We start from the raw sequence: 729 nt of genomic DNA, 5'->3' as shown, positions 1-729 counted from the left end.
GCGTCGCCGAGCCGCACGCCCGGCAGTACGTCGTCGACGTCCGCCAATTCGGTAATGCGCCAAGCTGTTCCGCGGACCTCGGCGAATCGGCGCGCAAGGTCGATCAACGCGGTGACGGGGTCCTCGACCCGCACTGCCGTGTCGCGTCCGGCAATCAGCACTCCGATCCCGTCGTCGAAGACGTGCACGCCCAGATCGGCGGCCAAGCCGGAAACGTCGCCGCGGCCGTCGTCGAGACTGAACCAAAACCGCCCACCCAACTCGGCCAGCGCCGGCTCGGCGCAGATGGCCGCGTCGAGTTCGCCGACCCACGGTCGAACGTCGGCCCGGCCGCCGACTCGTCCGGACAGCGGCGTCGCCACGACATTGCGGACCCGCTCGTGGCTGGCCGAGGGCAACAGACCGGCGCCGGCAATCGCCTCGGCGGCGGCCGCCGCGTCGGTGACGCCACGGATCTGGACGTTGCCGCGGGCGGTCAGTTCCAGCGTGCCGGAGCCCAGTTCCGTCGATAGATTGGCGAGCGTGGCCAGCTGAGCGGCGGTGATCATGCCACCGGGCAGCCTTACCCGAACCAGCGCGCCGTCGGCGGCCTGGTGAACCTGCAGCGCCCCCGGGCAGGCGTCGGTGTGCCGCACTCTGACCACCCGTCCACGGTACGGGCAGACTGGTGGATGTGGAGACCGTGGAATACGCCCCAGGACGCCAGGCCGATGTCTTCGGCGACCCGAC

At 70.9% G+C, this 729-nt stretch carries 1 pseudogene; it reads right to left on the bottom strand.

What is annotated here, in order from left to right:
- Positions 1-644, bottom strand: a pseudogene (locus tag A9W95_RS06110) (precorrin-3B synthase); the annotation flags it as partial.
- Positions 645-729: the final 85 nt, after the last annotated feature.

This window comes from Mycobacterium sp. 1423905.2 (genome assembly GCF_001673155.1).
Taxonomy (GTDB): domain Bacteria; phylum Actinomycetota; class Actinomycetes; order Mycobacteriales; family Mycobacteriaceae; genus Mycobacterium.
This window is presented reverse-complemented; position numbering and strand designations above follow the sequence as displayed.